Origin of the sequence: Mycolicibacterium vaccae NBRC 14118 = CIP 105934, assembly GCF_001552715.1 — a bacterium.
Lineage (GTDB): Bacteria > Actinomycetota > Actinomycetes > Mycobacteriales > Mycobacteriaceae > Mycobacterium > Mycobacterium vaccae.
The window spans coordinates 1-11,378 of the sequence record NZ_BCRS01000182.1 but is presented as its reverse complement, the minus strand read 5'-3'; the positions used below and the strand labels follow the sequence as shown (position 1 = coordinate 11,378).

8 protein-coding genes are annotated in these 11,378 nt (G+C 71.1%); 6 read left to right on the top strand and 2 right to left on the bottom strand.

Translation table 11 applies throughout. The features are described from left to right. The 4 genes from MVA01S_RS25560 to MVA01S_RS25545 form a co-directional block, all read left to right on the top strand. A partial coding sequence (locus MVA01S_RS25560; RefSeq protein ID WP_060941739.1) for an LppP/LprE family lipoprotein occupies positions 1 to 427 on the top strand: 427 nt, incomplete at its 5' end. A gap of 117 nt (positions 428 to 544) precedes the next feature. Continuing rightward, complete coding sequence (locus MVA01S_RS25555) at positions 545 to 4,027, top strand: TM0106 family RecB-like putative nuclease (protein ID WP_003931089.1); 3,483 nt, start codon at positions 545 to 547, stop codon at positions 4,025 to 4,027. After that, positions 4,024 to 5,382 carry an FAD-binding oxidoreductase gene (locus MVA01S_RS25550; RefSeq protein WP_003931088.1) on the top strand — a complete coding sequence of 453 codons (1,359 nt, stop codon included), beginning with the start codon at positions 4,024 to 4,026 and terminating at the stop codon, positions 5,380 to 5,382. The genes MVA01S_RS25555 and MVA01S_RS25550 overlap by 4 nt, the downstream gene beginning before the upstream one ends. A 23-nt stretch (positions 5,383 to 5,405) precedes the next feature. Continuing rightward, a complete protein-coding gene (locus MVA01S_RS25545) occupies positions 5,406 to 6,794 on the top strand; it encodes an NAD(P)-binding protein (protein ID WP_003931087.1) in 1,389 nt (462 codons plus the stop codon). Here MVA01S_RS25545 and MVA01S_RS25540 read toward each other — a convergent pair. Then, on the bottom strand, positions 6,791 to 8,602 hold the full coding sequence (locus MVA01S_RS25540; RefSeq protein ID WP_003931086.1) for an MFS transporter: 1,812 nt from the start codon (positions 8,600 to 8,602) through the stop codon (positions 6,791 to 6,793). The genes MVA01S_RS25545 and MVA01S_RS25540 overlap by 4 nt on opposite strands. Positions 8,603 to 8,699: 97 nt before the next feature. Further along, positions 8,700 to 9,965 (bottom strand): multidrug effflux MFS transporter, encoded by a 1,266-nt coding sequence (locus tag MVA01S_RS25535; protein WP_040541551.1) that lies wholly within the window; start codon positions 9,963 to 9,965, stop codon positions 8,700 to 8,702. Positions 9,966 to 10,105: 140 nt separating this feature from the next. On the opposite strand from MVA01S_RS25535, the gene MVA01S_RS25530 reads away from it, so the two are divergent. Together MVA01S_RS25530 and MVA01S_RS32170 are read left to right on the top strand one after the other, a co-directional pair. Then, the gene (locus tag MVA01S_RS25530) at positions 10,106 to 10,849 is read left to right on the top strand and encodes a hypothetical protein (RefSeq protein ID WP_003931084.1); all 744 of its coding nucleotides are present in this window, start codon (positions 10,106 to 10,108) and stop codon (positions 10,847 to 10,849) included. Between the two features lie 184 nt (positions 10,850 to 11,033). Then, the coding region (locus MVA01S_RS32170) for a 2-oxoglutarate dehydrogenase E1 subunit family protein (protein ID WP_159426349.1) at positions 11,034 to 11,378 on the top strand (345 nt) is incomplete at its 3' end.

Below are 11,378 nucleotides of genomic sequence, written 5' to 3'. Positions count from 1 at the left end.
CCCGCCACCGCCGGCGCCGACCGGCCCGCCACCGGGCCCCGTCGACGACCCGTGCGTCACCGACCTGGCTGCCCCGGAGATCGCCCGGGCGGTGTCCGAGCTGCCCCGCGACCCGCGCAGCAACCAGGCCTGGAATCCCGAGCCGCTGGCAGGCAACTACAACGAGTGCGCGCAGCTGTCGGCGGTGATCGTCAAGGCCAACACCAACTCGGAGAACCCGAACACCCGCGCGGTGCTGTTCCATCAGGGCAAGTTCATCCCGACCGGGGTGCCCGACACGTACGGCTTCAACGGCCTGGACACCGCCCAGAGCACCGGCGACACGGTCGCGCTGAAGTACTCCAGCGGCATGCCCGGGCTGGACAGCGTCGTGAAGTTCCGCTGGAACGGCAGCGGCGTCGAGCTGATCGGCAACACGCCGCGCTGACCCCCCGCCGCCTTCCCGCGGAATAGCGTTCCTGGCTGCGCTCGAGCCCCGATCCGCGACCAGGAACGCTATTCCGCGGCGGCTGAGGGTGTCGGTGGCCTCGCCTACAGTGGCTGCGTGTTCGTCGCCACCGACGCAGACGAGGTCCGGGTCGTCTACAGCGCCTCCGACCTGGCTGCCGCGGCGCGCTGCGAATACGCGCTGCTGCGTTCGTTCGACGCGCGGCTCGGCTGGGGTCCCGACGTGTCCGGCGACGACGAATTGCTGGCCCGCACCGCGACTCTCGGCGACGACCACGAACGACGCCACCTCGACGAGCTCCGGCTCGACGCCGACGTCGCGATCATCGGCCGGCCGAAGTACACCGTCGCGGGGCTGGCCGCGGCGGCCGAGCAGACACTGCAGGCGATCGCCCGCCGGGCACCGGTGATCTACCAGGCCGCGATGTTCGACGGCCGGTTCGTCGGATTCGCCGACTTCCTGATCCTGGAGGACCCCGCCGACGGCGCCGCCGCCGACGACAACGCGGGCCCCCGCTACCGGCTGCGCGACACCAAGCTGGCCCGCTCGGTCAAGGTCGAGGCGCTGCTGCAGATGGCGGCCTACGCCGAGACCCTCACCGACGCGGGGGTGCCCGTCGCCCCCGAGGTCGACCTGGTGCTCGGCGACGGCACCTCGGCCAGCTACCCGCTCGAGGAACTGCTGCCGGTCTACCGCCCCCGGCGGGCCGCGCTGCAACGGCTGCTCGACGAGCACCTGGCCGGCGGCCGGCCGGTGGCCTGGGAGGACGAGCGGGTGCGCGCGTGCTTCCGGTGTTCCGAATGTGCGCCGCAGGTCCGCGCGCACGACGACCTGCTTCTCGTGGCCGGGATGCGGGTCAGCCAGCGGGCCCGGCTGCTCGACGCGGGCATCAGCACCGTGCCGGAGCTGGCCGCCCACCGCGGCTCGGTCCCGGAGCTGTCGACCCGCACCGTCACGGCGCTGACCGCCCAGGCCCGTCTGCAGCTCGCCGACCGGGAGGACGGCAAGCCGCCCTACGAACTGATCGACGCGCAGCCGCTCATGGTGCTGCCCGACGCCGACCGCGGCGACCTGTTCTTCGACTTCGAAGGCGATCCGCTGTGGACCACCGACGGCCACGAGTGGGGGCTGGAATACCTGTGGGGGGTGCTGGCACTGGCGCCCTCGCCGACCGCCGACGAGGAGTTCCACGCGTTCTGGGCCCACGACCGGGCCGAGGAACGCCAGGCTCTCAAAGACTTCCTGGCGATGGTGCGCAAGCGCCGACGCCGCTATCCCGGCATGCACGTCTACCACTACGCCGCCTACGAGAAAAGCACGCTGCTGCGGCTGGCCGGCCGCTACGGCGAAGGCGAACGCGAGGTCGACGAGCTGCTGCGCGACGGCGTGCTGGTCGACCTGTACCCGATCGTGCGCAAGAGCATCCGGGTGGGCACCGAGAACTACAGCATCAAATCGCTGGAGCCGCTCTACATGGGCAACGAGTTGCGCAGCGGCGAGGTGACCACCGCCACCGCGTCGATCACCGAGTACGCCCGCTACTGCGAACTGCGCGACGCCGGCCGCACCGACGAGGCGGCCGCCGTGCTGAAGGAGATCGAGGACTACAACCGCTACGACTGCCGCTCGACGCGGCGGCTGCGGGACTGGTTGATGGCCCGCGCCATCGATTCCGGTGTGCCGCCGCGCGGCCCGGTCCCGCGTGCGGCCGCCCAGGACCTTCGCGAGGTGACGGCCGACCCGCCCGATGAGGTGGAACGCGCACTGCTCAAATTCGCCGGCGACGGCATCGAGGCCCGCACCGCCGAACAGACCGCGGTCGCGCTGTTGGCCGCCGCCAAGGGTTTTCACAAGCGCGAGGACAAGCCGTTCTGGTGGGCGCACTTCGACCGGATCAACAATCCGGTCGACGAATGGGCCGACGACGGCGGCGTGTTCATCGCCGAGAGCCACGAGATCGTCACCGACTGGCACACCCCGCCCAGAGCGCGCAAACCCCAGCGCCGCATCCGGCTGTTCGGCGAGATCGCCACCGGCGAGGTCACCCGCGACATGTACGCGCTCTACGACCCGCCCTCCCCGCCCGGGCTGGCCGACGATCCGGACCAGCGCGGGTTCGGCTCGGTGACGGTCGCCGAATGCGACGATCCCGAAGCGCCCACCGAGGTCGTCATCGTCGAGCGCCAGCCCAAGGGCGGCGACGTGTTCACCCAGGTGCCGTTCGCGCTGACCCCCGGCTCCCCCATCCCGACCCGGCAACTGCAGGACGCGATCGCCGAGACCGCGCAACTGGTGGCCGCCGGGCTGCCCGCACTGCCCCCCGACGCGCTCACCGACATCCTGCTGCGGCGCCCGCCCCGCACCCGCCGCGGTGCGGGGCTGCCGCGCACCGGCGACGTCGTCGCCGACATCACCGCCGCGCTGCTGGATCTGGACTCGTCCTATCTGGCCGTGCACGGCCCGCCGGGCACCGGCAAGACCCACACCTCGGCGAAGGTGATCGCGACCCTGGTCGGCGAGCACGGTTGGCGCGTCGGGGTGGTGGCGCAGTCGCACGCGGTGGTGGAGAACCTGTTCGGCGACGTGATGTCGGCCGGGGTGGACGGTGCCCGCGTCGGCAAAAAACTGAACACCGTCAGCACCGGCTGGACCGCGCTGGACCGCGACGACTACGCGCAGTTCCTGTGCCAGGACGGCTGCGTGGTCGGCGGCACCGCGTGGGATTTCGCCAACGGCAACAAGATCGCCCGCGACAGCCTCGACCTGCTGGTCATCGAGGAGGCCGGCCAGTTCAGCCTGGCCAACACCGTCGCGGTGGCGCAGTCCGCCCGCAATCTGCTGCTGCTCGGCGACCCGCAGCAGCTCCCCCAGGTCAGCCAGGGCACCCACCCCGAACCCGTCGACGGGTCGGCGCTGGGCTGGCTGGTCGACGGCCAACACACGCTGCCGCCCGAACGCGGGTATTTCCTGGACCGCTCCTACCGCATGCATCCCGACGTGTGCCGGGCCGTGTCCCAGCTGTCCTACGACGGGCGGCTGCGCTCGGCGGAGACCGTCACCGCGGCCCGCCGCCTCGACGGCGTGACGCCGGGGGTGCGCACCCTGGCCGTCGACCATCTCGGCAACGCGACGGAGAGCCCCGAGGAGGCCGACGCGATCATCGCCGAGATCACCGGCCTGCTCGGCACCCGATGGTCCGACGAGCACGGGACCCGGCCGCTGGCCCAGAGCGACGTGCTGGTGGTGACCCCGTACAACGCGCAGGTGGTGCTGGTCCGCCGCCGCCTCGACGCGGCGGGGCTGACCGAGGTGCGGGCAGGCACGGTCGACAAATTCCAGGGCCAGCAGGCGCCGGTGGTGTTCATGTCGATGACGGCGTCCTCGATCGACGATGTCCCCCACGGAATCTCGTTCCTGCTCAACAGGAATCGCCTCAACGTCGCGGTCAGCCGGGCCAAGTACCTGGCCGTGATCGTGCGCTCGCGCCACCTCACCGACTATCTGCCGGGCACCCCGGACCGGCTCAGGGAGCTCGGCGCGTTCCTGTCCCTGTCGGCCTGTGATACACCGACGGAGTGACCGAAGCGCTGCCCGACCGGCTCGCGGCCATTGTCGGGGCCACCCAGGTGACCGCCGATCCCGACGTGCTCGAAGGCCGCAGCATCGACCACACCGGCCGGTACCGGGGTCACGCGACTCTGCTGGTGCGTCCCGGCTCGACCGACGAAGTGGCCGCGGTGCTGCGGGCGTGCCGCGACGCCGGGGTGAACGTGACCGTGCAGGGCGGGCGCACGTCGCTGGTCGCCGGCACGGTGCCCGAGCACGACGACGTGCTGCTGTCGACCGAGCGGCTCCGCGACGTCGGCGAGGTCGATGTGGTGGAGCGCCGGATCCGGGTCGGCGCCGGGGTGACGCTGGCCGAGGTGCAGAAGGCCGCCGCGGCGGCGGGCCTGGTGTTCGGCGTCGACCTCGCCGCCCGCGACTCGGCCACCGTCGGCGGGATGGCCTCGACGAACGCCGGCGGGCTGCGCACGGTCAGCTACGGCAACATGGGCGAACAGGTCATCGGGCTCGACGTGGTCCTGCCCGACGGCACCGTGGTGCACCGGCACAGCCAGGTGCGCAGCGACAACACCGGATACGACCTCGCCGCGCTGTTCGTCGGCGCCGAGGGCACCCTCGGCGTCATCACCGCACTGGACCTTCGGCTGCACCCGTCTCCCCGCCGCCGGGTGACCGCGATCTGCGGCTTCGACGACCTGGACGCGCTGATCGCGACGGGCCGGGTGTTCCGCGACATGGAGGGCATCGCGGCGCTGGAACTGATCGACGCGCGGGCCAGTGCGCTGACCGCCGAGCATGTCGGTGTCGCCGCGCCGGTCCGGGGCGCCTGGCAGCTGCTGGTCGAACTGGCCGGGGAAACGGATCTGACCGACCGGCTGGCCGGCGCGCTCGCGGACGCCGACCTGGCCGACGAACCCGCCGTCGGCGTGGACAACGCCGCCCAGCAGCGGCTCTGGCAGGTCCGCGAAGCCGTCGCCGAAGTGCTCGGCGTCTACGGCCCGCCGCTCAAATTCGATGTGTCACTGCCTCTGTCGGCGATCCACGGGTTCGCCGACGCGGCCAAGGCGCTGATCGCCGAGCATGCGCCGGAGGCGATCCCGGTGCTGTTCGGCCACATCGGCGAGGGCAACCTGCACCTGAACATCGTGCGCTGCGACCTCGCCGGCGACCGCGAGCGCGCGCTGTACTCGGCGATGATGTCGCTGATCGCGGAGCACGGCGGCAACGTCAGCTCCGAACACGGCGTCGGCACGCGGAAACGCGACTACCTGTCGATGGCCCGCACCGAAGCCGACATCGCCGCGATGCAGGCGGTCAAGGCGGCGTTCGACCCGACCGGCTATCTGAACCGCGCGGTGTTGTTCTCCTGACCGAATTGGGTACCAGCCCGAGGATGACCGGGATCGAGGCTGACTACCTCGTGGTGGGGGCGGGCGCCATGGGCATGGCCTTCGTCGACACACTGCTGACGGAGACCGACGCCACGGTCGCGCTCGTCGACCAGAACCATCAGCCCGGCGGGCACTGGAACTCGGTGTACCCGTTCGTCCGGCTCCATCAGCCGTCGGCCTACTACGGCGTGAACTCCCAGCCGCTGGGCAACGAGGGGTCGATCGACCGCAGCGGTCCCAACGAGGGGTTCTTCGAGCTCGCCACCGGGCACGAGGTGTGCGCGTACTACGACCAGGTGATGCGCAACCACCTGCTGCCTACGGGACGTCTGACCTACTTCCCGATGTCCCGGTACCTGGGCGACAACACCTTTCGGTCCCTGGACGGACGGGAGCACCGGGTGACTGTGCGGCGCCGGACCGTCGATGCCACCTACCTGCTCACCGTCGTGCAGTCGATGCGGTCGGCGCCGTTCACCGCGGCCGACGGGATCGAGGTGATCGCCCCCAACGACCTGCCCCGCCGCGCACCCGGCCACGGGCATTTCACGATCGTGGGCGGCGGCAAGACCGGGATGGACTGCTGCCTGTGGTTGTTGCGCAACGGCGTCCCGGCCGACGCCGTGCGCTGGGTGAGGCCGCGCGAATCGTGGCTGCTCAACCGGGCCAACATCCAGCCGGGCCCGCAGTTCGTCGCAGAGTTGCGCGACTCGGTCGCCGCCCGGATGCGGGTGATCGACGAGTCCGCCACGCTCGACGACCTTTTCGCCGGACTCGAGGACGCCGGCATCCTGATGCGCCTCGACCCTGCGGTGCGACCAACGATGTACCACTGCGCGATCGTGTCGCGGCGCGAACTGGAACGGCTGCGCAGTGTCCGGGACGTGGTGCGGCACGGCCACCTCGAGCACGTCGAACCCGACCACCTGCGCCTGCGGGACGCGACCATTCCGGCCCCGGCGTCGCTGTACGTCGACTGCACCACCCAGGGGCTGCCGCGCCCGCCGTCGGTGCCGGTGTTCGACGGCGACCGCATCACGCTGCAGAGCGTGCGCAGCTGCCAGCAGGTGTTCAGTGCGGCGTTCATCGCCCACGTCGAGGCCGGCTATCCCGACGACGCGGTGCGCAACGCATTGTGCGCGCCGGTCCCCCACCCCGATGCGCCGATCGACTGGCTCCGGCACACACTGGCCGACAACCTCGCCCAACTGCGCTGGCTGCGGGATCCGGAGCTGATGGAGTGGATGAGGTCCGCGCGGCTCAACGCCGCACGCGACCTGTTCCCGGTGTTCCCGCCGGGCAAGGAACGGGTGCGCGACAAGGCGCTGGGCGCGCTGGCCGTGGCACTGCGCAAGACCAACGAGCAGCTGGCCGAACTGATGAGCACCTAGTCGCGGGAGTGCCTGCCGGCATCGGGCTGCACCTCGCCACTGTGGCGCCGATCGCGAGATCCGTTGTGGCCGTTACCGTTGGAGGCCTCCGGCGACTGCGACTCGGCCAGCAGCTTCTCCAGGATGGTGCGCCACTCCCGGTCCGGGTCCGGCGCGACGACCGGCTCGGCGAGCGGGCGCAACACGTCGGTGTCGGCCAGCGCGGTGTCGGCCCTTCCGTCGTCGAACACCGTGGGGTCGCGGCTCACCTCGAACTCCACGTACTCGTCTTCGCCGTCGGCCCAGTACAACTCGTGATCGGGGTCGTACGCCGGCTCAGGTTCGGCGTCCTGCTGCGGCGCCGGCGGCGGCGACGAGCGCACCAGGTCGAACAGGAACAGCGCCGCGATCACCCCGAACAGCGCGACGAACGCCGGCAGCAGCATGGACTGCGACATCGCCGCGGCGAACGGCGCGTGCAGGAAGGGCGGCAGCTCGGCGACCTGACCCTCGGGCCGGGCGGCACCGCCCGGCGCGTCGGGGACCTTGGCCGACAGTTCGGAGGCCATCAACGCCGCCATGCCCGCGCTGCCCAGCACCGAACCGACCTGGCGGGTGGTGTTGTAGACGCCCGAACCCGCACCGGCCAACTGCTGCGGCAGGTTTCTGGTCGCGGTGGCCGCCAGCGGCGACCAGATGAACGCCATCGCCACGCCCATCGCGGTCAGCGGCAGGACCAGCCGCCAGATCGGGGTCGCCGGGGTCATCTCGATGGACAACCAGGTCAGCCCGATCGCCATCAGTGAGAACCCGAAGCCCACCACCGGGCGGGGGTGCGAGCGGTCCACGATGCGGCCGACCAGCGGCGCCAGCACGCCCGTCGCGACCGCCATCGGCGCGGTCAGCAACGCCGACTGCGTCGGGGTCAGGCCGCACACCGCCTGGGCGTAGAACATCAGCGGCAGGATCATCCCGGTGGCGACGAACCCGATGGTCGCCACCCCCAGGTTGGACATCGAGAAGTTGCGGTCTTTGAACATGGCCAGCGGGATCAGTGGGTCGCCGGGGTTGATCGACTGCCAGTAGACGAACGCGGCCATGATCGCGATCCCGGCCGCGATCAGCGCCCAGATCCAGCCCGTCCAGTCATGGGCCTGCCCCTCCTGCAGCGCGAACACGATCAGGAACATGCCGACCCCGGAGAGCACCACGCCGGGAAGGTCGAAACGCTGCCGGTGCTGGGCAGGCAGCGTCGGCACCAACCAGACCGCCAGCGCCAGACCGACGATGCCGACCGGCACGTTGACGATGAAGATCCACTGCCAGCCGAGCGTGTCCACCAGCACCCCGCCGGCCAGCGGGCCGGCCAGCGTCGCCACCCCGGCGGTGGCACCCCACACGCTCATCGCCACCCCGCGGTGCTGGGCGGGGAACGTCCGGGTGATCACGGTCAACGTCTGCGGGGTGAGCAGCGCCGCCCCCACCCCCTGCAGCACGCGGGCCGCGACCAGCGTGCTGATGCTGTCGGAAAGTCCGCACCACAGCGACGCGACGGTGAACACCGACAGCCCGATCAGGTACATGGTCTTGGGTCCGTAGCGGTCGCCGAGCCGGCCGGCCACCAGCAGCGGCACGGCGTAGGCCAGCAGGTACGCGCTGGTCACCCAGATCACCGCGTCGTAGTCGACGTGCAGCTGCGCCATGATCGCCGGGTTGGCGACCGGCACGATCGTCGCGTCGACCAGGATCATGAAGAACCCGACCAGCAGCGCCCACAGCGCGTGCCAGGGGTTGGCACCCCTGGCATGCGGCGTCACGGATTCGAACATGGTGCAGTCAGCCAGAATTCACTCGGGGAGGATCGTCCGGCCCGACGCTACGGTCCGGCGGAGGTCCCGACAAGTCAACCGGGAATACCTCCGCAGATCAGGCAGCTTCGGCGATCAGCACGTCGGGCGCGGCGACCGCGGGGCGGCGGTGCGCGCCGGTCAGCAGCAGCGCGGCCAGCGCGGCGGTCACGCCGGCGGCCATCACGATCGCCATCGCGAACTCGTCATTGCCGAGCGCACCGACCACCGGGGCGATCAGCGCGCCCGTCCCGAACTGCACAGCGCCCAGCAGTGCCGCCGCGGTGCCCGCGGCGTCGGGGTGCCGGGTCAGCGCCACCGCGGGTGCGTTCGGGATGACCAGGCCCATGGCCGCCAGGATGGCCCAGACCGGGATCACGAACCCGTAGAGGCCGCCGACACCGGTGGCCGCCAGCGCGACGAACGCCACGCCCGCCACCGAGGCCGCGCCCAGCGCCCACACCATGATCTGCTGCGGGGCGAACCGCTTCAGCAGCACGACGTTGCACTGGGTGGTGCCGATCAGCGCGATCGCGCCGGCGCCGAACACCAACGCGAACGCGGTCTGGCCGAGCCCGAACTGGCCCTGCAGCACGAACGACGCGCCGGCGATGTAGGCGAACAGGCCCGACATTCCCAACGCACCGACGAGCATGAGGATCACGAAGCGCACGTCGCGCAGCAGCTCCAGATAGGTGCTCGCGATGCCCCGCGCCTTCAGCGGCCTGCGGTGGTCGACGGGAAGGGTCTCGGGCAGCGCCAGCACGGCCATCAGCAGCAGCGCCGCGCCGATCACCGCCAGTGCGGCGAACACCCAGTGCCACGACCCGTGCAGCAGCACCGCGGCGCCCAGCGACGGTGCCAGTACCGGGGCGACGCCCAGCACCAGCATCAGCCGGGACATCACCGTCGCCGCCGCGTTGTCCTTGTACAGATCGCCGACGACCGCGATCGCGACCACCATTCCCGCCGCGGCGCCCATGCCCTGCAGGCCGCGGGCGATGCCGAGCGCGGTGATGTTCGGCGCGAACAGGCACATCAGCGACGCCACGAAGTGCAGCGTGATGCCGGCGAACAGCGGCCTGCGACGGCCCAGCGAGTCCGACAGCGGACCGATCACCAGCTGCCCGATCGCCAGGCCGGCCAGCGTGCCGGTCAGGGTCAGCTGGGCGATCGACGAGGACACCCCCAGTTCCTCACCGATCCTGGGCAGGGCCGGCAGATACATGTCGATGGTCAGCGGGCCCAGCGCCACCAGCAGGCCGAGCACAAAGATCATCCGGGTGCGGCTCGGCGGAGCCACGGTCCCAGGGTGCGTTCCATCCACGACAGGGGATATTGCCATGCAAGTGGTTAGCGACACTTCTCAGTGATTTCTTCCCCGGATCGCCAACCGTGACCGCGATCACGTCGGGCACGTGGCGGACGCGGTGGCTCGTTGCACTCGGGTTAGCCTGAGAGCAGGTTCACAGGGAGGAAGCACCCATGAGTGCCAGGTCACGAGCCAAGAGTCAGCCGCCCGCGGTCGTCGACGAGGATCCGAGCGTCGCCGCCAAGGTGCTTTCCCAGATCATCGAACGCGGCGCCCGCGTGCAGGCCCCCGCCGTGCGGGCCTACGTGCAACGGCTACGGGAGGCCAACCCGGGCGCCACCCCGGCGCAGATCGCCGGCAGGCTGGACAAGCAGTACATGGCGGCGGTGATGGCCAGCGGCGCGGCGGTGGGCTCGACGGCCGCGTTCCCCGGCATCGGCACGCTGATCGCGATGTCGGCCGTGGCCGGCGAGACCGTGGTGTTCCTGGAGGCGACCGCGCTCTACGTGCTCGCCGTCGCGGAGGTGCACGGCATCCCGGCCGAGCATCGTGAGCGGCGCCGGGCCCTGGTGCTGTCGGTGCTCGTCGGCGAGGACGGCAAGCGCGCGGTGGCCGACCTCGTCGGTCCCGGCCGCACCAGCGGCGCGTGGGTGGCCGACGGCGCCGCGACGCTGCCGCTGCCGGCCTTGTCGCAGCTGAACTCGCGGCTGCTGCGGTACTTCGTCAAGCGCTACACGCTCAAGCGGGGCGCGCTGGCATTCGGCAAGATGCTGCCCGTCGGGATCGGCGCGGTGGTCGGCGGTGTCGGGAACCGGTTGATGGGAAAGAAGATCGTCGCCAACGCGCACAGAGCGTTCGGCGCACCGCCGGAGCGCTGGCCCTCGCCGCTGCATCTGCTGCCCGCGCCGCGCACGTAGCGGCGGTCCCGCCCGCCCGGGGGGTGACCGCAACGACCATAACTACGTTGCCTGGTCGGGCCGATGACCGAAGCGCTAGCCTTGAGACGGCTGAACGCGGGGAACCCGCGCACCGGGTCGAAAAGGGGTGGCCGGCTGCCGCGGGGTGCTGGCCCAAAGCGAAGAATTGAGGCGAAAAGCAGCCGTGAGCTCACCTTCACCATTCGGTCAGAACGAGTGGTTGGTCGAAGAGATGTACCGCAAGTTCCGCGAGGATCCGTCGTCGGTTGACCCGAGTTGGCACGAATTCCTCGTCGACTACTCCCCCGGGCCGGTGAACGACGCCCCCGCCGACGGCGGTCCCCGGCAGTCCGCCGGCGGAAACGGCAGGCCGACCGCACCCCCAGAGCCGGGTCCCGCTCCGGCCCCCGCAGGCGCCACCGCCAACGGCGCGCGGCCCGCGAAGTCGGACACCTCCGAACCCGAGAAGGAGCAGAAGGCCCCCTCCAAGGACGCCTCCAAGGACGCGAAGTCGGATGCGAAGTCCGAC

Excerpts from the sequence above, each read along its gene's own strand:
- MVA01S_RS25535 (WP_040541551.1), bottom strand. The coding sequence starts at position 9,965 with ATGGCAATATCCCCTGTCGTGGATGGAACGCACCCTGGGACCGTGGCT.
- MVA01S_RS25530 (WP_003931084.1), top strand. The coding sequence starts at position 10,106 with ATGAGTGCCAGGTCACGAGCCAAGAGTCAGCCGCCCGCGGTCGTCGAC.
- MVA01S_RS25545 (WP_003931087.1), top strand. The coding sequence starts at position 5,406 with ATGACCGGGATCGAGGCTGACTACCTCGTGGTGGGGGCGGGCGCCATG.
- MVA01S_RS25540 (WP_003931086.1), bottom strand. The coding sequence starts at position 8,602 with ATGTTCGAATCCGTGACGCCGCATGCCAGGGGTGCCAACCCCTGGCAC.